This window comes from Sphingopyxis sp. (assembly GCF_035998905.1).
In the GTDB taxonomy this organism is placed as follows: Bacteria; Pseudomonadota; Alphaproteobacteria; order Sphingomonadales; family Sphingomonadaceae; genus Sphingopyxis.
In genome coordinates, this window is sequence record NZ_DASYHG010000030.1 from 21,492 (window position 1) to 42,983 (window position 21,492).

Below are 21,492 nucleotides of genomic sequence, written 5' to 3' on the forward strand. Positions count from 1 at the left end.
GGCCGCATGCATGGCTGCGCCCGACCCTTGCTTTGCGGGCGCGGAGTCCCGTGCGTACGCGTCTGCCCGGCGCCTTGCCCCTTGCAAGGTGTTTGTGAAATGACTGTCAGCGTCGCCACCCTCGGCTTCCCCCGCATCGGCCTTCGCCGCGAGCTCAAGCATGCGCTCGAAAGCTATTGGGCGGGCAAGTCCAGCATCGCCGAATTGCAGACCGCCGCATCGGGACTTCGCGTCACCAACTGGGCACGCCAGAAAGCGCTCGGCGCCGACATCCTCCCGTCGAACGACTTCTCGCTCTACGACCATGTCCTCGACACCAGCGCGCTGATCGGCGCGGTCCCGCCGCGCTACGACTGGAGCGGCGACACCGTCGACCCCGACCTCTACTTCGCCATGGCGCGCGGCGCGCAAGGTGATGCAACGGGGCCATCGGCTTGCGGCCACACGCACGACACCACCGCGCAGGAAATGACCAAATGGTTCGACACCAACTATCATTTCATGGTCCCCGAACTCATCGCAGGCCAGACATTCCAGATTGCCTCGACGAAAATCTTCGACGAATTTGATGAAGCGAAAGCGCTCGGCTACACGACCCGCCCCGTTCTCCTCGGCCCCGTCAGCTATCTGATGCTCGCCAAGGGCAAGGCGGTCGAACCGCTCGCGCTCCTGCCACAGCTTCTCGACACCTACGCCGAAATCCTCGCCCGCCTCGCCAAGGCCGGCGCCGAATGGGTCCAGATCGACGAGCCCTGCCTCGTCCTCGACCTCACGACCGAACAGCGCACAGCCTTCGAGCGCGCCTATGCTCGCCTCGCCACCCGCGGGCCAAAGCTGATGCTCACCACCTACTTCGGCGGCCTCGGCGATAACCTCGATCTCGTCGCGGACCTCCCCGTCCACGGCCTCCACCTCGACCTCGTCCGCGCCCCCGACCAGCTCGAACCCGCGCTGGCCAAGCTCCAGCCGCACGTCCTGCTCTCGCTCGGCGTCATCGACGGCCGCAACATCTGGCGCGCCAACCTCCCCGAGCTCTATTGGCGACTCAAGACCCTCGCCGGCCAACGCGACCTCATCCTCGCGCCGAGCTGCTCGCTCCTCCACGTCCCCGTCGACCTCGCGCTCGAAACCTCGCTCGATCCAGAAATCGCGCAGTGGCTGAGCTTCGCGGTGCAAAAGATCGAGGAACTCGCCGCGCTCGCCAAAGCGCTCAACGAAGGCGAGGACGCGAGCTTCGCTGCCTTCTCGGCCTCGCGCATCGCCGCGGTCGCGCGCCAGACCTCGCCGAAGATCCACGACCCCGCGGTCTCCGCCCGCCTCGCCGCGCTCGACGAAAGCGCGACCAACCGCACCTCCCCCTTCGCCGCGCGCCGCGACGCGCAGCAAAAGCGCCTCGCCCTCCCCGCCTTCCCCACCACGACGATCGGCAGCTTCCCGCAGACCCCCGAGGTCCGCAAGGCCCGCGCCGCCCATATCAAGGGTGAGATCGACGATGCCGCCTACGACCAGTATCTCCGCGTCGAAACGCGCGCCGCGGTCAAATGGCAGGAAGAAATCGGCCTCGACGTCCTCGTCCACGGCGAGTTCGAGCGCAACGACATGGTGCAATATTTCGGCGAACAGCTCGCCGGTTTCGCCTTCACCCGCGCCGGCTGGGTGCAAAGCTATGGCTCGCGCTGCGTCCGGCCGCCGATCCTCTACGGCGACGTCTCGCGCCCCGAAGCCATGACCGTCGGCTGGTGGCGCTACGCACAGGATCAGACCGACCGCCCGATGAAGGGGATGCTCACCGGCCCCGTCACGATCCTCAACTGGTCCTTCGTCCGCGACGACCAGCCGCGCGAGACGAGCTGCCGCCAGATCGCGCTCGCGATCCGCGACGAGGTGCAGGACCTCGAAGCCGCTGGCGCGGCGATCATCCAGATCGACGAAGCCGCGCTGCGCGAAGGCCTTCCGCTCCGCCGCTCCGAATGGCAGCATTACCTCGACTGGGCGGTCGAAAGCTTCCGCATCACATCGTCGGGGGTCCGCGACGACACACAGATCCACACGCATATGTGCTATTCGGAGTTCAACGACATCATCCGCGCGATCGGCGCGATGGACGCCGACGTCATCTCGATCGAGACCGCGCGATCACAGATGGAGCTGCTCGACGCCTTCGCCAGCTATGCCTATCCGAACGAGGTCGGCCCCGGCGTCTACGACATCCACAGCCCGCGCATCCCGGCGGAGCGCGAGATGACCGATCTTCTCACCCTTGCCGGCAAGCATGTACCGCCGCAGCATATCTGGGTGAACCCCGATTGCGGGCTCAAGACGCGCAAATGGGACGAGGTGCGCCCCGCGCTCGTCGCGATGGTCGCCGCCGCACAAGCGATGCGCACCAAGGCCCGCATCAAGGAGGCTTACGATGCAAACTGAGGCGATCATGCCCGGCACCCAGCCCGCCGTCCGCGTCACTGCCATGCCCGCCAATGCCAATGTCTATGGCGACATCTTCGGCGGCTGGCTGATGGCGCAGATGGACCTCGCCGCGTCGTCGGTGGCCTCGCGCCACGCACGTGGCCGCGCGGTGACGATCTCGGTGGAGGGCATGACCTTCCACCGCCCGGTCTTCGTCGGCGACGAAGTCTCGGTGTTCGGCCGCCTCGTCAAGGTCGGCCGCACCTCGATGCACGTCGAAGTCGAAGCCTGGGCGCGCGACCGCCACGCCGACGATGATAATAAGGTCACGCAGGCGGTGTTCATCTTCGTCGCGGTGGGGCCGGACCGAAGGCCGCGGGCGATCAGGCCGCTCGAAAGCTGATCGTCAGGCGTCGCCGCCCCGCTTCGCCCGGCGGCGGCGCCACAGGATCAAGCCGCCAACCCCCAGCCCGAACAGCCCGAACATGCCGGGCTCGGGCACCGGCACGGCGCCGCCGCTCGACGAGCCTCCGCTAGACGATCCGCCCGTCGAGCTGTCGCCGCCGGTCGAGGTGCCACCCGTCGGCGGGGTCACATAGCCGCCCTTGAAGGTGCCGATGTGCATCTCGCCATTCTGCTTGAGGTTGCCGAACACCGCCGATCCCTGGATGTAATTGCGCGTTTCGGCATCGGCGAGCGGCGCGAGCACCGAACCGCCCCACGCGGTCGTCACCTTCAGGTCCTCGGCCTCGGGGAAGTTCCAGATCACCCGTTCGCCAAGGTTGTTCGTGCCGCCGAGGAAATTGTCGTTGAGGTTCACCGTCCGCCCGCTGACGTTGACGATCGCGGTGTCGGCACCGTTCAGGTTGAACTGGATCTCGCCGATCTTGTCGAGATCGGCGGCGGTGATGTTGAACACCGCGAGCCCCTGCGCATTGGGCTGGGCGTTGAAGGTGCCGCGATTGCCCTGCACGCTCAGCTGGCTGTTCGCGGTCAGCGTGCCCATGTCGAACGACAGGCTGCCCATGCTGCTCTTGAGCTCCGCCTTCTGTTGCTGAAGCCCAAGCCCAAATCCGGGATCGCTCCGATCGAGATTGGACAGGACCGTATTCTGGTTGACGTTGGCATTGTTGATCGTCCCGCCGACCTTCACCGTCTGGTTCGGGCCGTTGAGGTTGAAACCGCTCGTCACATTGCCGCCGACGACCGCCCCCGACCCGTTATTGAGATTCTTGTGGCCGCCATTGACATTGCCGACGACGGTCAGCCCCGGCTGCCCGTTCGGCGACGTGGTGGCGCGGATGCCGTAGTTCGACGAATTACCGGTGAGGTTGCCGCCGACAAAGGTCCGCCCCTCGACTTCGGAGGACGAATCGAGATTGCCGAGCACGACGAGATTCCATTCGCGCAGCGCGTCGATTCCGGTGATCGCCTTGTTCTGCGCCAGCACCGGCAGCGTCAGCGAAGCCGCAGCGAGCACGGCGGGGAACAGGATACGGGTCGGGAAAGCCACGGCGTTGTTGTCCATATTTCAAAGGGAAAGGGTCTCAAATTACGGGGGCGCCCATAGGGCGTTCGTCGCCCGCCTTACACCGAAGTGCGACGGACCGTTGTCCCGTTCTGGAACAGCCGCCGAAAAGCGCGCGAAGCCGTGCCAAAATCGCGGTGGGCCATTTCTGGCCACACCTCAGCCGATCGACAGGAAGCCGGTCACCGTCAGCCGTCCTGCACCGGGATCCGGCAACAGGGGATTGTCCGGCGAGATCGCACCGCTGTGGAGGTTCCAGCTCCGGTAGAGCAGCGCCCGATTATACAGCGCCGGTTCGGTGCGGATACATTCGAACAGGCGCGTGTCGCCCCGGACATATCCGGGGGGCGGCACCCCGCCATGCCGCATCTCGATGTCGAGGTGCCGGAAAAACAGGTCGCGCCGCGCCTCGTCGACAGTCTCGAACCCGGTTGCGCGGTGGCGAAAGAATGCCGTGCCGTCGCCGCCCGCCGGCGACAGATAATGGACCAGCGCGATGCGGTCCTCGGTAAAGGCGTCGATGTGCGGCAGGCGCTGCGCAACGCTCAAGGCTTCGGCGGGCGTCGAGACGATCGAAAAGCTCGCATCGACAATGGTGACCGGGCCCGCACGCCCAAAGGCTTCGGCCGCCGCCGCAGCGATGACGGGAATTTGTGCGCGCAAATACGCCTCGGGCAACGCAGCGCGGACGCCCGGAAAATGATTGAGCGCCGCGGTGAAACCGGCCGCCGTGGCATAGCTTCGCAAGCCGTCGGGGTCGGGCGCGAAATCGTCCAGGATGGCGAGCGGCTGGGCTTCCGCGCCGATCGCCTCGATACGGACCGCCGTCATTCGCTGCACGCTGCGGCGCGCGCCAGCAGGAAGTCGCGTTCGCGCTCGTTACCGGTCAGCGCCGCCGCCGTCTCGAACGCCGCCCGCGCCTCCTCCCGCCGCCCGGCGCGGAACAGGAAATCGCCGCACGCGGCGGGCAGCGGCGCATAGTTACGGAGCATCGCCGCATCGGCCATTTCGTCGACCAGCCGCAGCCCGGCTTCGGGACCGAACGCCATGCTATGTGCAACAGCGCGGTTCAACTCGACCACCGGCGACGGCATCACCTGTCCCAGCCGGTCGTAAAGCGCCGCAATGCGCTGCCAATCGGTCGCCTCGGCCGAGCGCGCCCGGGCGTGGCACGCCGCGAGCGCGGCCTGCAACGCATAGGGCCCGTCGCTGCCTCCAAGCGCTTCGACGCGGTCCAGCGCGTCGAGCCCGCGCCGGATCAGAAGCTGGTCCCAGCGCGCGCGATTCTGTTCGGTCAGCGGCACGAAGCGTCCATCAGCCCCCGCACGCGCCGCCAGCCGCGACGCCTGGATCTCGACCAGCGCGAGCAATCCCAGCACCTCGGGCTGTTCGGGCATCAGTCCTGCGAGGATGCGCGCGAGCCGCTGCGCTTCGCCGCAGAGCGGCGGGCGGACGAGTGATGGCCCGGTGGTGGCAGCATAGCCTTCGTTGAAGATCAGATAGACGACCTCGAGCACGGACCCGAGCCGCACGGTCAATTCGGCGCCGCGCGGCACCTCGAATTGAACGCCGGCCTTGGCGATCGCCTTCTTGGCGCGGGTGATCCGCGCCGCGATCGTGGCGTCGTTCGACAGGAAGGCGCGCGCAATCTCCTCGACCGTCAGCCCGCCGACCAGCCGCAGCGTCAGCGCGGCGCGCGCCTCCGGCGAAATCACCGGGTGGCAGGCGGCAAAGATCAGCCCGAGCAGTTCGTCGCCCAGCGGATCGTCGATCGCCGCTTCGACGGCTTCCGCGCTCATATCGCGCTCCTCGTCGAGTTCGCGGGCGATTTCGGCATGTTTCCGCTCCCGCATCGCATGGTACCGGACGCCGTCGATCGCCCTCCGCTTCGCCGCGGCCATCAGCCAGGCGCCCGGATTGTCCGGCACCCCGCTTCTCGGCCATTCGGTCAGCGCAATCACCAGCACCTCCTGCGCCAGTTCCTCGGCCCGGTCGACGTCGCGGGTGAGCCGCGCAAGCCCCGCGATGAGCCGGGCTCGCTCGATCCGGAAAACCGCCTCGATCGCCCGATGGGTTGCATCCGCCGCCATGCGCAAGGGGTAGTGGCGCATGGCGCGGCGGGCAAGGGATCAGCGGTTCGCGAGCTTGTCGCCAACGCCGTCGTGGATCGCGGCGGCTTCGGCCGGGATGAGATCGGCGAAGTCTTCCATCTCATAGAGCGGGCGGATTTCGATCTCGCTCGGGCCGAACATCGGGTTGGGGCAGCGCCTCACCCATTCCACCGCCTCGTCCATGTCCTTGACTTCCCACAGCCAATAACCGGCGACCAGCTCGCGCGTCTCGGCAAAGGGACCGTCGATCACGGTGCGGCTGGGGCCGTCGAACGCGACACGCTTTCCGAACGACGAAGGCTTGAGACCGTCGCCGGCAACCAGAACGCCGGCGTTGACCAGCTCCTCGTTGAACTTGCCCATGTCCACGAACATCTGATCGAGTTCGGGCGAGGGCGTCATGCCCTGTTCGCTGTCCTCGGTCGCTTTCACGAAAACCATCACACGCATCGTCCATCTCCTTTTTCATCGGGCCAACAGCGGCTCGTATCCAGACGACGAACGAGCCATCGCCAAATCGACACGGAGTGTGAAAAAAAATTTCAGGCGACCTCGGCGAGCGACTGCGGGGTCGAGAAACGCTGCCGATATTCGTTCGGCGACAGGCCGATCAGGCGGTGGAATAATTTGCGGAACGCCGCCGCGTCCTCATAACCCACGGCCCACGCGATCTGGTCGACCGTGCGCTTCGTGAACTCCAGCAATTCGCGCGCCTTGCCGACGCGGAGATGCTGGACATATTCGACCGGGGTCATCCCCGTCGCCGCCTTGAAGCGGCGCTGGAAGGTGCGCTCTTCCATCCCCGCCTCGCCCGCCATCTCGGCGACGGCGACCGGCCCCGGACCGCGCGCCTGCAACCAATGCTGGACGCGCAGGATCGCCTCGTCGCCATGCGTCAGCTTCGGCGCAAAGCTCGCATAATTTTTCTGCTCGCGTCCCGACGGGTCGATCAGCAGGAAGCGCGCGGTCTCCATCATCACCGTCGGCCCCAGCAATCGCTCGACGATGCGAAGGCCGAGATCGGTCCACGCCATCAGCCCGCCCGCCGTGACGATATCGCCGTCGTCGATCACCATCCGGTCGGCCTCCATCCGCACATCGGGAAAGCGGCTTTTGAACTCCTCTGCGAAAAACCAGTGCGTCGTCGCCGGCCGCCCCGCGAGCAACCCCGTCGCCGCGAGCGCGAAGGCGCCGCCGCAATTCGACGCCAGCACCGCGCCGTGCGCATGGCGGTCGAGCAGCCAGCGCGCATAGGGCTCGACCTCGCCCGGCTCGAGCAATTTGTGGAGGCTGCCCGGCGCGATCAGAACCGCCGGCGAATTGCCGGCAGGCTCGTCCGGATGGCTGTCGAACCAGCGCGCAAAGCCCCCGCCCTCCTGCAGACGCCAATGGCTGGCACGGATCGGGCGGCGGCCATGGTCGACCGCGAAGCGCCCGGCGACATCGAACAGGTCGGTGATGCCGTGCACCATCCCCATCTGGCAGTCGGGATAGGTCATCATCCCGACCTCGATCAGCGGCAAGGTCGCCGCGTCGGGCACGTTCAGCTTGGGCATATCGGCTCCCCAATCGCACACTTGTCGGAATCGACCCGCATAATGTCGTATCCGCCAATCCCGCGCAAGCGCGATCCGGCCTATCTCCCAATCACCGGGACGGACACCCCGCCCTTCCCAATCGAAAGGAACGCCATCATGACCACCATCACCACCAAGGACGGTACGAACATCTTCTTCAAGGACTGGGGTCCGAAGGACGGACAGCCCATCATCTTCTCGCACGGCTGGCCGCTCAGCGCCGACGCGTGGGACGCGCAGATGGTCTTCTTCGCCAATCAGGGTTTCCGCACCATCGCCCACGACCGCCGCAGCCACGGCCGTTCGGACCAGGTCTGGGACAATAACAATATGGACCAGTACGCCGACGACCTCGCCGAACTGATCGAACAGCTGGACCTCAAGAACGTCATCCTCGTCGGCCACTCGACCGGCGGCGGCGAAGTCACCCGCTATATCGGCCGCCACGGCACGAGCCGCGTCGCCAAGGTCGCGCTGATCGGCGCGGTCCCCCCGCTGATGCTCAAGACCGAAGCCAATCCGGGCGGCCTGCCGATCGACGTCTTCGACGGCATCCGCAAGGGCACCTTCGACAACCGCCCGCAGTTCTTCAAGGATCTGACGCTCCCCTTCTACGGCTATAACCGCGACGGCGCCGTGGTCTCCGAAGCGATCCGCGACGAATTCGTCCGCCAAGGCATGAACGGCGGTCTCAAGGGCCTGCTCGACAGCATCCGCGCCTTTTCGGAAAGCGACTTCAACGAAGATTTGAGGAAGTTCGACAAGCCGACGCTCGTCCTCCACGGCGACGACGACCAGATCGTGCCGATTGGGGCTGCGGCGCTCTCGACCGTCAAAATCGTCAAGCACGCCGTGCTCAAGGTCTACGAAGGCGCCGACCACGGCCTGACCGTCACGCATCAGGACCGGTTCAACGCCGACCTTCTCGATTTCATCAACAGCTGATAAGCACGAGGCGCGGGCCCCCGACCGCGCCTCCTCACCATATAAGGAGACGTGTCATGATCCTCGGCCTCACCATTCCGCAGTTCACCGCACTCCATGTCGCAATCAGCCTGATCGGCATCGGTGCGGGCCTCATCGCCCTCCCCGCCTTTGCACGCGGGCGCATTCTCCGCCGCACCACCGACATCTTCCTCTGGGCGACGCTCCTGACCAGCCTCACCGGCTTCCTCTTCCCGATCGTCGCCTTCACCCCGGCGCTTGGCTTCGGCATCCTCTCGACGCTGATCCTCATCGCAACCTTTTCGGCCTGGTATCGCCACAAGCTCGCAGGCCGCGCCGCAACGGTCTATGCAGTGACGGCCACCTTCGCCCTCTACCTCAACCTCTTCGTGCTGGTCGTGCAGTCCTTCCTCAAGGTCCCCGCACTCAACGCGCTGGCCCCGAACGGCACCGAACCCCCGTTCGCCGCAGCGCAGGGGGCGCTCCTCTTCGCCGCGATCCTCTTCGGCTATTTCGCGGTCAAGGCGAGCCGTCGTCCCATCGCCGCCTGACCGGCTTCCAAGCGACACAAGGACGGCCCCCGGGGCCGTCCTTGTCGTATCAGGCCCACAGCGCATTGAGCGCAATCACGATTCCAACCTCGGTGAAATTGCCCAGCCCGTGCGCGACGATCGGCGCGAGCAGGCTCCGCGACCGCTCCATCAGCCAGACATAGACGAGGCCCCACGCAAAGGCATAAATCTGCTGCGCCATCGCCTGGTAAAAGGGATCGACGGTGAACGATTTCCAGTGCGCCAGCCCGAACATCAGCGCGACCAGATAGGCCGCGACGGGCAGGTCGAGCGATCCGATCCGCAGCCGCCCCGGCACCAGCACGACGAGCATCCCGACGAGCAGCCCGCGAAAGATCGTCTCCTCCGCCAGCCCCGTCGTGATCATCCCGAGCAGATAGCCCGCCGAATCGAGCGGCGCTTTCGAATAGCTCATGTCGGGCGGGGTCTGCGCCGCGAGCGCGGGCCAATAATCGGCGACGAGCATCGCCAGCCCCATGCCGATGCCGATCAGCGCCGCAACACCCGCATAGCTCGCGCCCGGCGGCCAGCGCAGATGCGGATCGGCCGCGGGGAGCAACCGGCGCATGACGAGGATCGCGGCGAGCCCGAGCAACGCCTGAAAGGCGATCGCGAGGAGCAGGAATACGGACACATAGCCATCCCACAGCGGCGCCCCCGCGCGATAGATTTCACGCGCCGGGATACGGCCGAGTTCGAGGATGACCTGCATCAACACCGCCGCCAGCACGATCGGCCACAAGCGGAAACGAAATCCGGAAAGCGCCACAAGCGGGCGCGGCGAAGCGGGGGAAAGACTTGTCATACGCCGGGTCTAGGCGCGAGGCATCCTGCACTTCTTGAACAAATGTGATGCGTATGAGGAGAGATATTGACTCCGGCGTCCGGATGGCGCGGGATACGATCGACGCTGTCAAAAAGGGAGGCACGCGTGATGACGATACTCACCCGATATCGCATGCTGATGTGCCGGGACGCAGAGGAGGCCGCAAGCTTCGGCATCCGGCCGTCATGATCGCGGTGCTGATGGCCCTGAGCACCGCGTCGGCCGGCCCACCCGACGCGAGCGTCATCGAGTATCTTTTGCTCAGGAAGGAATATTGTACGGTCACTGTCGACGGGTGCAGCGATCACGAAGGGCGGCAGATACGTTTCAACACCCGTTACGCCGTCAGCAATGTCGTTTGCGAGGAAGTGGACAAGTCGGAGCAGGCGCCCCGGTCATGGCGTTGCGGTTTCGACGTCAGACAGACGCGCTGGATGGAGGGGGAGCAACTCGGCGAGGCGCAGATCGACCGGCGGACCGAGATTTTCGACCTTACGCGCTTCACCGTCCAGGACGGAAAAAGGGAAATCCCCAGCATTCTGTGGACCCAGCGTACGCGGGAACAATCGCCCTGACATTGGGATGCCTTCGCGGTTGCGTCACACTCGCCGGCCGTGCCTGAAAACGAACCCATTGCGGACATTCGCAGACCAATGTAACAGTGTCTCATGAAGGCCTCTGTACCTATCTCTTGGACATCAGGCGTCCTTTCGTCTTTGAGGCGATTACGCGCTTCCAACTTGGAGGATCCGTTTCGCCGTGTTTGCGGCCTTGCGCTTCTGTCTTTGACCGCCGCCTGCGGTCCTCCGGCAATAACGAATAGTGACCGCTTGGTAGCTGGTAGCTTGCCCCCTTCCAAAGCCGATCTTGTTCGTGAGACGATCGAGATCACCAGAGGATATGGCGGTGAAGGCTACGGTGAGCATCACCTCTCTTTCGTTCTTTCCTCCAACGACGTTCTGACCGTCACGCACAAATTCGTACCGGACGACAAAATTGTTGGAAAGGAAGTCTTTACGTTGTCGTCCCGCGTCGCCGCGAACGTAAGGGAGCGACTGTGGCGAATTCGTCCTGCAAAGCTAGAAGGCTATCAGGCCGACGTCCGTCCCTTGGGATGCAAGAAGAGCGTTGATCACGATTTCGGGGACATCATAGTTCTCTTCTATCCAGACGAACAAACATTCGGGTTCTTCACATTGCCTTACCCAGACAGTTGCAACAACGCTGCAGCGCAAAAGGCGAGGACGACACTGGAAGAGGTTTTGGAGAAGTTTCCAAGCTCTAAGGTCGCGGAGTCGTTTCTCGTTGCCAAGAAGGCGAGTCAATGACCGCTTCCCACTCCCAAAGCCGACCTCCCTACCCCGCCCCGACCCGCCATCGCCGCGGCGACATCCCGGTCAATCGCGTCACCGCGCGCGTCATATGCGCCTGGTCGGCATAACCAGCCTCGACCGCGATCCCGGCAAGGCTGTCGCCGCCCGCCACGATCCTCCGCCACGCCCGCTTCGCCCGGCAATCGGCGCGATAGGCGGCAGGCGACACGCCATAGAGCTTCTCGAAACTGCGCGAGACATGTTCGCGCGATTGCCCGTGCGCCGCGGCCCATTCGCCGATCCGTGGCGGCGCCGATGTCCGCAGCGCCGCCGACAACCGGTCGGGCAAGTCGCCGTCTTCGGGCTCGGTCGCGGGAACAAGGCCTTCGAGCAGCGCCGCGACCGCCTCGACCGGGTCGCGCCCGGCCAGCCGGACGATCCGGTCGGGATCGGCAATGTCCGCGCGCGCGGGCCAATCGCGCCCGTCGAACGGCAGCGGCAGGTCGAGCACGACAGTCCGTTTCGCGGAAACCCGGTCACGATGCGCCGAAAAAGGTCCATGAAGCAGCACTTCGCCCTCTTGCGCCGCGATCCGCCCGGCATCGCCGGCTTCCTCATAAGCTCCAGCCAATACCAATGTTGCATAGGGTTCGCGGTGATGGTGCCGCGCGATCTCGGCGGCGGCGGGCAACAGGCTGGGCTGAAGCAACTGCATGATCCTACCCTGTCGCGCCGCACGGCCGACCGCAACCGCCACCGGATCAACCCCCGTTACCGGTCGATGGACAGCAGGGGCGCTCGCCAACTAGAAGGCTCGGGCCGCGCACAAAAAATCGAGGAGCGATTGCCATGACGACACCCCCCTTTGCCCTTCGCGCAATCGACCATGTGGTGCTTCGGGTCGTCGATCTCGACCGCATGGCGGGCTTTTACCGCGAGGTTCTCGGCTGCACCGACGAGCGCGCGCAATCGGAAATCGGGCTCTTCCAGCTGCGCGCTGGCAGCTCGCTGATCGACCTTGTCACCATCGACGGCAAGCTCGGCGCGATGGGAGGCGCGGCCCCGGGAGCGGAGGGCCGCAACGTCGACCATTTCGCGATCACCGTCGCCCCCTTCGACGAGGCGGCGATCCGCGCCCACCTCGACCGGCACGGCGTCGCGGTCGAACAGGCCGGGCCGCGCTACGGCGCCGAGGGCGAAGGACCGTCGATCTATATCAGCGACCCCGAAGGCAATATCGTCGAACTCAAGGGCCCCGCTTTCGACTAGGGTCCTGACCCTAGCATCTTGCGCAACCTTCCGTTTACGTTAAGGTCAGTTGCAAACCGCAACCGGAGAGACTGATTCATGGCCCTTCCCCCGATTTTCGACCGCCTGCGCCTGCCCGTCATCGGTTCGCCGCTGTTCATCGTTTCGGGGCCGGAGCTCGTCATCGCGCAGTGCAAGGCTGGCGTCGTCGGCAGCTTCCCCGCGCTCAACGCGCGCCCGCAATCCTTGCTCGACGAATGGCTGCACCAGATCACCGAAGAACTCGCCGCGTGGGACCGCGCCAATCCCGATCGCCTCTCTGCACCTTATGCGGTCAACCAGATCGTCCATAAATCGAACGACCGCCTCGAACAGGACATCGCAACCTGCGCGAAGTGGAAGGTGCCGATCACGATCACCTCATTGGGCGCGCGCGAGGAACTCAACCAGGCGGTGCATGGCTGGGGCGGCATCACGCTCCACGACGTCATCGACGACCGCTTCGCGCGCAAGGCGGTCGAAAAGGGCGCCGACGGCCTGATCCCTGTCGCCGCGGGCGCGGGCGGTCATGCCGGCCGGCAGTCGCCCTTCGCGCTGGTGCAGGAAATTCGCGAATGGTTCGACGGCCCCGTCGCGCTGTCGGGCGCGATCGGCCACGGCCGCTCGATCCTCGCCGCGCAAGCGTGCGGCGCGGACCTTGCCTATATCGGCAGCGCCTTCATCGCGACCACCGAAGCCAATGCCGATCAGGGCTATAAGGACGGCATCGTCGAAGGACGCGCCGCCGACATCGTCTATTCGAACCTCTTCACCGGGGTCCACGGCAACTATCTTCGCCAGTCGATCGTCTCGGCGGGCATGGACCCCGACAATCTGCCCGAAGGCGACCTCAAAACGATGAATTTCGGATCGGGCGGCAACACCAAGGCGAAGGCGTGGAAGGACATCTGGGGCTCGGGCCAGGGCATCGGCCCCGTCTCCGCGGTGCGCCCGGTTGCCGAATTCGTCGCCGAACTCGAAGCGCAATATCTTGCGGCGCGCCGCGAACTCGAAGCGAAAGTGCGCCTTTAAACCGGCACCGCCGAGCGTTCGGTCCTGACGGTTTTGGGGTGGGAAGCTGTCACACGCAATATTCGTCATCCCCGCGAAAGCGGGGACCCAGAGCGTGCGTAAGCTGACCCCACACTAGGTTCCCGCTTTCGCGGGAATGACAAACTAAGATGGGACGCAATGTCCGCAACCGGTCGAAACCCGCCTTGCGCACTACGCGCCGAACAGCTTGTCGATCGCCTCGTCGAGATAGGGGCGATCGACGAACAGCCGCATGGGATCGCGGCGATTGAGCCAGAAGCCTGCGCCATGGCGGTCGGTGAGCGCGCGCCGTGCCGTGTCCTGCAACAGGCGCAAACGCATTACCGCGGTGCGCCGGGCCTTCCGCAGGTCGGCGGGCGCGTGAAGCGTGAAATGCGCCCGGATCCGCTCGACCCGCGCCGCGATGACATCGCTATAGCCATGGTGCGGCCCGCGGTGCAGCGCATGGCCCGACCGCAGCGCCGCCGGCTCGCACGCGGGGAGCATCAGCCCGTTGCGGCCGAAATGCTGGAGCGCGAACCCCTCGCTATGAAGCTGCTCGAACATCGCGGCCATTTGTGAGCGCCGCGACAGGGCGATGGGGATGAGGTGGTGGCGCTGGAACCCGGTTTGCGGCGGCGGTGCGCCCTGCCATCCCCTCGGCGGTATCAAGCGTCGCGGCCGAACTCGACAACCACCGTCGATCGCAGGTTGCCGCTCGCGGCGCGCGGCGAAAGGTCGATCCACTCACCCGCCTCCAGCCCCCGCATCGTTCGATCGTCGCGGACCGGGCCGTTGAGCATCATGTCGAGCGCAAGCCGCGAAAGCCGCCGGACCATTTCGGCGACCGTCCAGCCGCCGGGTATCCGCGCTTCCAGCTCCTGCCCCGAAAAGAGCACCAGCCCCCGCGTCCCCATGCTCGCACCCGTATCACTTTCCTGACGCCGGAACGCGACGAGATGCAGCACCGGCGGCATACCGCTCGCCAGCATTTCGGCAACCGACGCGCGAAACTGGGGCGCGTCGGACCATAGCCGCGCGGGCGACCAGAAAATATGGCTGGCGTCGAACAGGTCGATCAGCAGCACCATCATCTTGAAGAATTCGCGCATCCGCGTCGGCGTACCGGGCGCCTCGCCGGGCTCGGGGATGAAAATCCAGCACGCGCCGTGATCGCGCCATCTCGGCGACAGGCTGGCCGCAAGCAGGCTCGTCGACGGATGCTCGGGGTCGGCCATGTCGAGTGCCGCTTCGGCTGCGGGACCGGCCAGCACCGATACCGCGCCAAAGGTCAGGCGAAAACAGGGGGCGGCGATCCGCGCTGCGCCGTCGGGATTGTCCGCGCGGACCGGTTCGGGCTGCAACCCCATGTGACGCAGCGAGGTTTCGAGCGCACTGTCCGGCGCGCCCTGCATCGCCGCTCCGACGATCAGCGCAAAGGGTTCCGGCGGAACCGGGAGGATCATATTGTCGCGGTTGCCGACGTCCATCGCGTTGCACGGCCTTTTCGGGTTCGCGCTTGCATTGCAAGACTGGCCGCAATGTTCAAACGCTTATTGGGCACATGTCGGGAAGTTAACATCGCCCGCCCAGCGTCAGATCGCGACCTGGCTCCCAAGTTCGACGACGCGGTTCGTGGGCAGGCGGAAATATTCCATCGCGCTTTCCGAATTGCGCAGCATCCATGCGAACAGCTTTTCGCGCCAGATCGGCATCCCCGGCTTGCTCGCCGCGATCAGCGTCTGGCGCGACAGGAAAAAGCTCGTTTCGAGCATCTTGAACTCGCCGCCGCAGCTCGTGACGCGGGTCAGCGCCTCGGGCACGTCGATCGGCTGCATGAAGCCATAATTGAGCACCAGCCGGTGGAACCCCTGCCCCAGATCCTCGAGCAGGCAGAATTTCTCCGCCTGCACGAACGGCACGTCGGCGATCTTGATCGTGAGCAGGATGATCCGCGCGTGCAGCACCTTGTTATGCTTCAAATTGTGGAGCAGCGCGTGCGGCACGCCATCGCTGCTCGACGTCATGAACACCGCGGTGCCGGGGACGCGCGTCGCGCTGTTCGCCGCCGATTTGACGAACACCGGGATCGGCATCGCGCCTTCGGCCATTTCCTGCTGCATCAGCTTGCGCCCGCGCGACCAGGTGGTGAGCAGGGTGAAGATCGTCAGGCCGATCGCCAGCGGCACCCAGCCGCCGTCGGGCACCTTGATCAAATTCGCGCCGAAATAGGCGATGTCGACGATGAAGAAGACCGCGAGGATCGGCAGCGCCTTCCACGCCGGCCATTTCCACAAGGTGAAGAGCACGACGCTGAGCAGACAGGTGTCGATGAACATCGCGCCCGTCACCGCGATGCCATAGGCCGCGGCGAGGTTGCTCGACGATCCGAAGAAGAGGACGAGGATGATCACCATCACCATCAGCCCCCAATTGACCATCGGGATATAGATCTGCCCCGCCGCCGAAGCACTCGTATGCTCGACGCGCAGGCGCGGCATGAAGCCGAGCTGGATCGCCTGCTGCGTCAGCGAGAAGGCGCCCGAGATCACCGCCTGGCTGGCGATGATCGTTGCGGCCAGCGCGAGCAGCACTACCGGAATCTGCCACGCTTCGGGCATCATCTGGAAGAAAGGATCGGCGATCAGGTCGGCGCGCGGTCCCATTTCGGCTTCGAGCACCATTGCGCCCTGCCCCATATAGTTGAGCATCAGCGCTGGCAGCACGAAGGTCAGCCAGCTGAGCCCGATCGGCCCGCGACCGAAATGCCCCATATCGGCATAGAGCGCCTCGGCGCCCGTCACCGCGAGCACGACCGCGCCGAGCGCGATGAAGGCGGTGAAACCGTCGACATAGAAAAAGCGAAGCGCATTCACCGGGTTCAGCGTCTCGACGATGATCCCCGGATGATCGACGATATGGATCAGGCCGAGGATCGCGAGCATCGTGAAATAGGCGAGCATGATCGGCCCGAACAGCATCCCCACCTTCGCCGTCCCGCGCGACTGGATTGCGAACAGCGCGATCAGGATCGCAAGCGCGATCGGCACGATATAGGGCTCGAAGCCCTTGTTGACGTAGCTGAGGCCCTCGGTCGCCGAGAGCACCGACATCGCCGGGGTGATCATGCTGTCGCCATAGAAAAGCGCGGTCGCGAACACGCCGAGCAGGATGATCGGCCAGGTCCAGCGCTTCTCGCCCGACGAGCGGCTGATCAGCGCGAGCAAGGCAAGGCTGCCGCCCTCGCCCTTGTTGTCGGCCTTCATGATCGTCAGCACATATTTGAACGTGACGACGAGCATCATCGACCAGAAGACGAGGCTGAGCACGCCATAGATGTGCAGCCGGTCGGCCTCGATCGGGTGGTGCCCGGCAAAGGTTTCGCGAAAGGCGTAGAGCGGGCTGGTACCGATGTCGCCGAACACGACGCCGACCGCGCCGACGGCAAGCTTCAGCTTGCCATCGCCATGATGTCCGTGGCCCGGATGGGCCGTTTCGGCGGCGGCCGGGGCAGCGCTTTCGGCGCCACCTGCCCCCTGGTGCGACTCAGCAGTCATCGCGCGCCTTTAGACGAGCCCGCGCCGTTGGAATAGCTTTCAAATCAAGACCCATCCGCTGCGCCGGCGGGCGGCGCTTGCGGACCCAGCGCCTGCCGCAATTGGGCCAGCCGCATTTCGAGGTCGGGCCGCCACGGCGCGTCGGCGGGGCTGCGCGCGAGCAGCTGGCTCCACACCGTCTCGGCCCCCTTCAGGTCGCCGCCCTGCGCCAGCGCCAGCCCGGCAAAGAAGGGCGGCGCGGGATGCGAGGGATCGCGCCGTGCCGCCTCGTCGAACGCCAGCGCCGCCGCCGGCGACATGGCGCCGCCGCTATGCGCGGCGAGCGCATTGCCCAATCCGACCCACAGGTCGACATTGTCGGGATATTTCTCCAGCCCCTTTTCGAGCGTCTTCGCCGCGAGTTCGGTCTTGCCGGTGCGCGCGAAGCCGTCGGACATGCCGAGCCACTGCGCCGCCGGACCGAAACGTTCGGCCATCCCCTGCCGCTGGTCGGTGATCGCATCGCCGAAGCCTTCGGGCTCCTCGGGCGCGGCCACGGGCTTGCCCGGCAGCGACGGGCTGCCCTGGAGCGCATAACCCGCAAGGCCCAGCATGATCGCCGCGCCCGCGAGCGGCCGTGCCGCAGCGGGCAGCTTGCCGAGCCAGAAGATGCCGCCGATGACGAGGAGCGCGACAAGCAGGATCCAGAGCCAGATCATGCCGCGTCCTCCGCGTCGCCCTCGCCGCGGCGGAACCGGCCGAACGCCAGCCATCCGCCAAGCGCGAGGAAAAACAGCGGCCCGAGCCACAGGAACGCCGTCGCCGTATCGAACGGCGGGTCGTAACTCACCCAATTGCCATAACGCGCGACGAGCCAGGTCTTGATTTCGGCCGGGCTTTCCCCCGCCGCGATCTTGCTGCGCACCTCGTGCCGCATGTCGCCCGCGAGCGGTGCGTCCGAATCGGCGATCGACTGGCCCTGACAGACGAGGCAGCGCAGTTCCTCCATCAGCGCTTTCGCGCGCGCTTCCTGCGCCGGGTCCTTGAGCTGTTGATAGGCATAGGGCGCCGGCGGCAGCCGGTCTTGGGCGGTTCCGGGCGTTGCGGTGAAACCAGCGACAACACACAACATCACAAAAAAGGCCGCCGTGCCCCTGCGAAGGCAGGGGCCCATCACCCGACGGCAGAGCATAGAACCGCCGGTTGCTTGATGGCGCGACGACCGGAGATGGGCCCCTGCCTTCGCAGGGGCACGGTCGTTTTGGGTCGCGCCCTTCATTTCATCGCCTCCAGCTTGGCGACGATTTCGGGCACCTGATCGGCAAGGATCACGCCCTGGATCTGTTCGCGGATGATGCCCTTGCCGTCGATCAGGAAGGTTTCGGGCACGCCCGACGACCCCAGTGCGATCTGGACGCTGCTCTGCATGTCAGCCCCGACGCGGTCGAAGGGATTGCCATATTCGCGCAGGAACATCGCGACATCCTCGGGCCGGTCGCGGATCGCGATGCCGTCGATCGGCACGCCCGCGGCCTTCAGCGCCTCGAGCTGCGGCGCCTCGGCGCGGCACGGGATGCACCAGCTCGCGAAGACATTGACGAGGCGCGGGCGTCCGTCGGCAAGCTGGCTGCTCTTCAGCCCCTCGACCCCCGCCGTCGCGGGCGGCAGGTCGAACAGCGGCATCGGCTTGTTGATCCATTGCGACTGGATCAACGTCTCCGCCGGCGTCACCAGCCGGTAGACGAAGGCGCCGAACAGCAATCCCATGATCGCAAGCGGCACAAACAGGACCCAGCGGTTCTTCACGCGAAACGTTCCTCTGCTTTACGGGCCCGCCGCGCGCGCCAGATGGTCAGCAATTGCGCGCGGCCGAGCAGCGACAGCGCCGCGCCGAGCGCGATCAGCCCGCCGCCGAGCCATATCCACCACACCAGCGGCTTCCACCACAGGCGGATCTGGTAGCGGTCGGCGCGGCCATCGTCACCCGTCACCGGCTGTCCCAGCACCGCGTAAAGCTGCCCGCCCGGCCGCGTGAGCAGCGCTGCCTCGTTCGTCTCGGTCGGCGCGGTGCCCATCAGGCCCGGGAAAGTCCGCGCTTCGGGACGCATGGTAAAGCTGCTGCCCGACGATGTCGTCGCGACGAGCGTGCCCTCGATCGCGGTGTAATTCGGTCCGGCGACCGGCTTGACCCCGACGAACTTCACCGAAAAATTGCCGACCTTCACGACATCGCCCGGCGCCGCGGCGACCAGCCGTTCCTTGATGAACGCGCTTTCGGCGCCCATCCCGGCAAGGCACACCGCGACGCCGAAATGCGCGACCACCATGCCCCATGTCGGCAGCGGGGTGCGGCGCAGGTTGCGGCCCCACAGCGGGGCAAGGCTCGCGACCGCGACGATGCCCGCCACCGTCATGCCGAGCAGCGGGAGGATGCCGACCTTGCCGCCGAACAAGATGAGCGCGAACAGCACGGCCGCACCCGCAAAGATCGCCAGCGGCAGCCGCGACCAGAGCCGCTTGCCATCGTCCTTGCGCCAGCTCAGCAGCGGCCCCGCCACCATCACGAGGCAGAGCGCGAGCGCGAGCGGGCCCGCGACGCGGTTATAATAGGGCGGCCCGACCGAAATCTTCTCGCCCATCGCCTCGGCGACGATCGGGTAGAGCGTGCCGAGCAAAACGAGCGCAAGGATCGTCGTCAGCAGCAGGTTATTGATCACGAGCGAGCCTTCGCGGCTCAGCAGCGCGAACTTCTTGCCCTCGGCAACGCTCCCGGCGCGCAGCGCGAACAAGGTCAGCGCGCCGCCGATATAGATCGCCATCAACGCGAGCAGGAAGGTGCCGCGCTCGGGATCGACGGCAAAGCTGTGCACGCTGGTAAGCAGTCCCGAACGCACGATGAAGGTGCCGACCATCGACATCGAAAAGCCGATGACCGCGAGCATCACCGTCCACGCGCGCAGGGCGTTGCGCGTGGCGGTCACCGCGACCGAGTGCAACAGCGCCGCGCCTGCGAGCCAGGGGATCAGCGAGACATTCTCGACCGGGTCCCAGAACCACCAGCCGCCCCAGCCGAGTTCGTAATAGGCCCAATAGCTGCCCGCGGTGATGCCGAGCGTCAGAAATATCCAGCTCCCAAGCACCCACGGCCGCATCGCGCGCGCGAAAGCCGGGCCGATCTCGCGCGTGATCAGCGCGCCGACGGCAAAGCTGAACGCGACCGACAAGCCGACATAGCCGACGTAAAGCGTCGGCGGATGGAAGGCGAGCCCGATGTCCTGGAGCAGCGGGTTGAGTCCCTGCCCGTCGGGCGGCGCCACCGGCAGCCGCTTGAACGGGTTCGACGAGAAGAGGAGGAAGGCGAAGAAACCGAGGCTGAGCGCTGCCTGTGCCGCAAGCGTGGCGACCAGCGTATCCTCGCGCAGCCTCCGCTCGAAAATCGCGATCAACCCGCCCGACAGTGACAGGATCATCAGCCACAACAGCATCGACCCTTCATGATTGCCCCATGTGCCGGCCACCTTGAAGATCATGGGTTTCAGGCTGTTGCTGTTGCGCGCGACGAGTTCGACCGACATGTCCGATCGCACGAACAGCGCGATCAGCAGGCCGAACGCCGCCGTCGTAAGCACCCCCTGCGCAACGCTTGCCGGCCGCACGAGCGCCGCAAGGTCCTTCGAACCGCCACGCAGGAACAGGGTTCCGGCGACGAGCGAGAGGCACGCGAGCGCCGCCGCCATCCACAGCAGCGCGAGACCGAGTTCGGCGATCATGTCGTTGCCGGCGCCTTCATATTCTTGGGCATATCGCCCATCTGCGGCGGCATATAGCGCTCGTCATGCTTGGCGAGGATGCGATCGGCGACGAAGGTCCCGTCGGCGCGCATCCGGCCATCGGCAACCATGCCCGATTCCTCGCCGAACAGGTCGGGGACGATGCCTTTATATTCGACCGGCACCGACGCCTTGCCGTCGGTTGCGACGAAGCGGATCGTCAGCCCGTCGCTCTGGCGCACGATGCTGCCCTTCGCGACCATGCCGCCCAGCCGCATCGCCTCGCCGACTTCGGCCTTGCCGCCCTCGATCTCGACCGGGGTGCGGAAATAGGCGGCTTCGTCGCGCAGCGCGCTCGCCGCGAGCACGCCTGCGCCCGCAACGCCGCTCAACGCGACCAGCGCCAGAATCAACCGTTGGTGCTTGGCTTTCACTTACGATCCTTTCGCAGCGCGTCGCTGCGTTTCTCGGCCTTTTTCATGGCGCTCCAGCTCGTCCACAGGACAAGCCCGGTCAGCACGATCGTCAGCCCATAAGCCGCGGCGACAAACGCCCATTGGCCGCCCCCGCTGATCACCCCCGTCACCCC

At 65.8% G+C, this 21,492-nt stretch carries 23 protein-coding genes and 1 pseudogene; 8 read left to right on the forward strand and 16 right to left on the reverse strand.

Annotated elements, in window-relative coordinates:
* Positions 1–99 precede the first annotated feature (99 nt).
* Positions 100–2,424: a 5-methyltetrahydropteroyltriglutamate--homocysteine S-methyltransferase gene (gene metE, locus VGN62_RS19615; RefSeq protein WP_327457092.1), complete on the forward strand. Its 2,325-nt coding sequence runs from the start codon at positions 100–102 to the stop codon at positions 2,422–2,424.
* Positions 2,414–2,809, forward strand: coding sequence for an acyl-CoA thioesterase (locus tag VGN62_RS19620; RefSeq protein ID WP_327457094.1), 396 nt, complete (start codon positions 2,414–2,416; stop codon positions 2,807–2,809). Before metE ends, VGN62_RS19620 begins: the two co-directional genes overlap by 11 nt.
* Positions 2,810–2,812: 3 nt before the next feature.
* Here the strand turns inward: VGN62_RS19620 and VGN62_RS19625 are convergent, their stop codons facing one another.
* The 5 genes and pseudogenes from VGN62_RS19625 to VGN62_RS19645 form a co-directional block, all read right to left on the reverse strand.
* Positions 2,813–3,934, reverse strand: coding sequence for a choice-of-anchor A family protein (locus VGN62_RS19625; protein ID WP_414713307.1), 1,122 nt, complete (start codon positions 3,932–3,934; stop codon positions 2,813–2,815).
* Between the two features lie 159 nt (positions 3,935–4,093).
* Complete coding sequence (locus VGN62_RS19630) at positions 4,094–4,765, reverse strand: DUF6445 family protein (protein ID WP_327457096.1); 672 nt, start codon at positions 4,763–4,765, stop codon at positions 4,094–4,096.
* Positions 4,762–6,045, reverse strand: coding sequence for an RNA polymerase sigma factor (locus VGN62_RS19635; protein ID WP_327457098.1), 1,284 nt, complete (start codon positions 6,043–6,045; stop codon positions 4,762–4,764). The genes VGN62_RS19630 and VGN62_RS19635 overlap by 4 nt, the downstream gene beginning before the upstream one ends.
* A 90-nt stretch (positions 6,046–6,135) precedes the next feature.
* Positions 6,136–6,495, reverse strand: a pseudogene (locus VGN62_RS19640) (YciI family protein); the annotation flags it as partial.
* 92 nt (positions 6,496–6,587) lie between these two features.
* Positions 6,588–7,601, reverse strand: coding sequence for a GlxA family transcriptional regulator (locus tag VGN62_RS19645; protein WP_327457100.1), 1,014 nt, complete (start codon positions 7,599–7,601; stop codon positions 6,588–6,590).
* 138 nt (positions 7,602–7,739) lie between these two features.
* Here VGN62_RS19645 and VGN62_RS19650 point away from each other — a divergent pair, with 138 nt between their 5' ends.
* Positions 7,740–8,567 (forward strand): alpha/beta hydrolase, encoded by an 828-nt coding sequence (locus tag VGN62_RS19650; RefSeq protein WP_327457102.1) that lies wholly within the window; start codon positions 7,740–7,742, stop codon positions 8,565–8,567.
* Between the two features lie 56 nt (positions 8,568–8,623).
* Positions 8,624–9,118, forward strand: coding sequence for a hypothetical protein (locus VGN62_RS19655; RefSeq protein WP_327457104.1), 495 nt, complete (start codon positions 8,624–8,626; stop codon positions 9,116–9,118).
* A gap of 49 nt (positions 9,119–9,167) precedes the next feature.
* Here the strand turns inward: VGN62_RS19655 and VGN62_RS19660 are convergent, their stop codons facing one another.
* Positions 9,168–9,944, reverse strand: a complete 777-nt coding sequence (locus tag VGN62_RS19660; protein WP_327457106.1) for a CPBP family intramembrane glutamic endopeptidase — start codon at positions 9,942–9,944, stop codon at positions 9,168–9,170.
* An 83-nt stretch (positions 9,945–10,027) separates the two neighbouring features.
* Between VGN62_RS19660 and VGN62_RS19665 the strand changes: the two genes are divergently transcribed.
* Entirely contained in the window at positions 10,028–10,540 is a 513-nt protein-coding gene (locus tag VGN62_RS19665; RefSeq protein ID WP_327457108.1) for a hypothetical protein, read from the forward strand.
* Positions 10,541–10,795: 255 nt separating this feature from the next.
* Positions 10,796–11,293, forward strand: coding sequence for a hypothetical protein (locus tag VGN62_RS19670; RefSeq protein ID WP_327457110.1), 498 nt, complete (start codon positions 10,796–10,798; stop codon positions 11,291–11,293).
* A gap of 28 nt (positions 11,294–11,321) precedes the next feature.
* On the opposite strand, the gene VGN62_RS19675 is transcribed toward VGN62_RS19670, so the two are convergent.
* Positions 11,322–11,993, reverse strand: a complete 672-nt coding sequence (locus tag VGN62_RS19675) for an AraC family transcriptional regulator (protein WP_327457112.1) — start codon at positions 11,991–11,993, stop codon at positions 11,322–11,324.
* Positions 11,994–12,127: 134 nt separating this feature from the next.
* On the opposite strand from VGN62_RS19675, the gene VGN62_RS19680 reads away from it, so the two are divergent.
* A complete protein-coding gene (locus tag VGN62_RS19680; protein ID WP_327457115.1) occupies positions 12,128–12,547 on the forward strand; it encodes a VOC family protein in 420 nt (139 codons plus the stop codon).
* 78 nt (positions 12,548–12,625) lie between these two features.
* Positions 12,626–13,597 carry a nitronate monooxygenase family protein gene (locus VGN62_RS19685; RefSeq protein WP_327457117.1) on the forward strand — a complete coding sequence of 324 codons (972 nt, stop codon included), beginning with the start codon at positions 12,626–12,628 and terminating at the stop codon, positions 13,595–13,597.
* 192 nt (positions 13,598–13,789) lie between these two features.
* On the opposite strand, the gene VGN62_RS19690 is transcribed toward VGN62_RS19685, so the two are convergent.
* The 9 genes from VGN62_RS19690 to VGN62_RS19730 all read right to left on the reverse strand — a co-directional run bounded on the left by VGN62_RS19690 (position 13,790) and on the right by VGN62_RS19730 (position 21,489).
* Positions 13,790–14,344 (reverse strand): AHH domain-containing protein, encoded by a 555-nt coding sequence (locus VGN62_RS19690; RefSeq protein ID WP_327457119.1) that lies wholly within the window; start codon positions 14,342–14,344, stop codon positions 13,790–13,792.
* Positions 14,266–15,087 carry a hypothetical protein gene (locus VGN62_RS19695; RefSeq protein WP_327457121.1) on the reverse strand — a complete coding sequence of 274 codons (822 nt, stop codon included), beginning with the start codon at positions 15,085–15,087 and terminating at the stop codon, positions 14,266–14,268. The genes VGN62_RS19690 and VGN62_RS19695 overlap by 79 nt, the downstream gene beginning before the upstream one ends.
* Positions 15,088–15,192: 105 nt before the next feature.
* Positions 15,193–17,154 carry a potassium transporter Kup gene (locus tag VGN62_RS19700; protein ID WP_327457123.1) on the reverse strand — a complete coding sequence of 654 codons (1,962 nt, stop codon included), beginning with the start codon at positions 17,152–17,154 and terminating at the stop codon, positions 15,193–15,195.
* Between the two features lie 44 nt (positions 17,155–17,198).
* Entirely contained in the window at positions 17,199–17,852 is a 654-nt protein-coding gene (locus VGN62_RS19705) for a tetratricopeptide repeat protein (RefSeq protein WP_327457125.1), read from the reverse strand.
* Positions 17,849–18,265: a cytochrome c-type biogenesis protein gene (locus tag VGN62_RS19710; protein ID WP_327457754.1), complete on the reverse strand. Its 417-nt coding sequence runs from the start codon at positions 18,263–18,265 to the stop codon at positions 17,849–17,851. The genes VGN62_RS19705 and VGN62_RS19710 overlap by 4 nt, the downstream gene beginning before the upstream one ends.
* A 143-nt stretch (positions 18,266–18,408) precedes the next feature.
* Entirely contained in the window at positions 18,409–18,939 is a 531-nt protein-coding gene (locus tag VGN62_RS19715) for a DsbE family thiol:disulfide interchange protein (protein ID WP_327457127.1), read from the reverse strand.
* Positions 18,936–20,903, reverse strand: a complete 1,968-nt coding sequence (locus tag VGN62_RS19720) for a heme lyase CcmF/NrfE family subunit (RefSeq protein WP_327457129.1) — start codon at positions 20,901–20,903, stop codon at positions 18,936–18,938. Before VGN62_RS19720 ends, VGN62_RS19715 begins: the two co-directional genes overlap by 4 nt.
* A complete protein-coding gene (gene ccmE, locus VGN62_RS19725; RefSeq protein WP_327457131.1) occupies positions 20,900–21,337 on the reverse strand; it encodes a cytochrome c maturation protein CcmE in 438 nt (145 codons plus the stop codon). Before ccmE ends, VGN62_RS19720 begins: the two co-directional genes overlap by 4 nt.
* Positions 21,334–21,489, reverse strand: coding sequence for a hypothetical protein (locus VGN62_RS19730; protein WP_327457133.1), 156 nt, complete (start codon positions 21,487–21,489; stop codon positions 21,334–21,336). Before VGN62_RS19730 ends, ccmE begins: the two co-directional genes overlap by 4 nt.
* Positions 21,490–21,492 lie beyond the last annotated feature (3 nt).

Excerpts from the sequence above, each read along its gene's own strand:
- VGN62_RS19675 (WP_327457112.1), bottom strand. The coding sequence starts at position 11,993 with ATGCAGTTGCTTCAGCCCAGCCTGTTGCCCGCCGCCGCCGAGATCGCG.
- VGN62_RS19655 (WP_327457104.1), top strand. The coding sequence starts at position 8,624 with ATGATCCTCGGCCTCACCATTCCGCAGTTCACCGCACTCCATGTCGCA.
- VGN62_RS19685 (WP_327457117.1), top strand. The coding sequence starts at position 12,626 with ATGGCCCTTCCCCCGATTTTCGACCGCCTGCGCCTGCCCGTCATCGGT.
- VGN62_RS19620 (WP_327457094.1), top strand. The coding sequence starts at position 2,414 with ATGCAAACTGAGGCGATCATGCCCGGCACCCAGCCCGCCGTCCGCGTC.
- VGN62_RS19635 (WP_327457098.1), bottom strand. The coding sequence starts at position 6,045 with ATGCGCCACTACCCCTTGCGCATGGCGGCGGATGCAACCCATCGGGCG.
- VGN62_RS19680 (WP_327457115.1), top strand. The coding sequence starts at position 12,128 with ATGACGACACCCCCCTTTGCCCTTCGCGCAATCGACCATGTGGTGCTT.
- VGN62_RS19625 (WP_414713307.1), bottom strand. The coding sequence starts at position 3,934 with ATGGACAACAACGCCGTGGCTTTCCCGACCCGTATCCTGTTCCCCGCC.
- VGN62_RS19660 (WP_327457106.1), bottom strand. The coding sequence starts at position 9,944 with ATGACAAGTCTTTCCCCCGCTTCGCCGCGCCCGCTTGTGGCGCTTTCC.
- VGN62_RS19700 (WP_327457123.1), bottom strand. The coding sequence starts at position 17,154 with ATGACTGCTGAGTCGCACCAGGGGGCAGGTGGCGCCGAAAGCGCTGCC.
- VGN62_RS19645 (WP_327457100.1), bottom strand. The coding sequence starts at position 7,601 with ATGCCCAAGCTGAACGTGCCCGACGCGGCGACCTTGCCGCTGATCGAG.
- VGN62_RS19720 (WP_327457129.1), bottom strand. The coding sequence starts at position 20,903 with ATGATCGCCGAACTCGGTCTCGCGCTGCTGTGGATGGCGGCGGCGCTC.
- VGN62_RS19695 (WP_327457121.1), bottom strand. The coding sequence starts at position 15,087 with ATGGACGTCGGCAACCGCGACAATATGATCCTCCCGGTTCCGCCGGAA.
- VGN62_RS19650 (WP_327457102.1), top strand. The coding sequence starts at position 7,740 with ATGACCACCATCACCACCAAGGACGGTACGAACATCTTCTTCAAGGAC.
- VGN62_RS19710 (WP_327457754.1), bottom strand. The coding sequence starts at position 18,265 with ATGTTGTGTGTTGTCGCTGGTTTCACCGCAACGCCCGGAACCGCCCAA.
- VGN62_RS19665 (WP_327457108.1), top strand. The coding sequence starts at position 10,028 with ATGGCGCGGGATACGATCGACGCTGTCAAAAAGGGAGGCACGCGTGAT.
- VGN62_RS19630 (WP_327457096.1), bottom strand. The coding sequence starts at position 4,765 with ATGACGGCGGTCCGTATCGAGGCGATCGGCGCGGAAGCCCAGCCGCTC.
- metE (WP_327457092.1), top strand. The coding sequence starts at position 100 with ATGACTGTCAGCGTCGCCACCCTCGGCTTCCCCCGCATCGGCCTTCGC.
- VGN62_RS19705 (WP_327457125.1), bottom strand. The coding sequence starts at position 17,852 with ATGATCTGGCTCTGGATCCTGCTTGTCGCGCTCCTCGTCATCGGCGGC.